Annotated in this window: 1 pseudogene; it reads right to left on the bottom strand. The window is 56.7% G+C overall.

What is annotated here, in order from left to right:
- Positions 1 to 335: pseudogene (locus FDX11_RS17105) on the bottom strand (GTP-binding protein HSR1); the annotation flags it as partial.

A 335-nucleotide genomic window follows, 5' to 3' on the forward strand; every position in this document is an offset into this window, starting at 1 on the left:
AGGTGGTACCGCCCCCTGACTGACACCGGAAGAATATTCGTCTCTGCTGTTCCCATCTGACGGGCGACGGCCTGGCGCTTCTGCGTAATATGCTCACTCTGTGATACTGAAGGCTGTGCCGACAGCCAGTTCCACTGTTCAGCCGGTTCGGTTTTATCCACCTGGTTGAGGACCCACAATACCGGTGGCAGCGCTCCGCTGTATTGTGCGAATACTCCCTGATAAAAATGCTCTTCCACCGAAAACGCCCGGTCATCGGCCTTCAGCACCCACAGCACCATATCGAGCTGTGGCATGAGTTCGCGGTACAGCTCACGGTATTCGTCGTCGCGGCT

Source organism: Citrobacter sp. wls714 (assembly GCF_005281025.1).
In the GTDB taxonomy this organism is placed as follows: domain Bacteria; phylum Pseudomonadota; class Gammaproteobacteria; order Enterobacterales; family Enterobacteriaceae; genus Citrobacter; species Citrobacter werkmanii.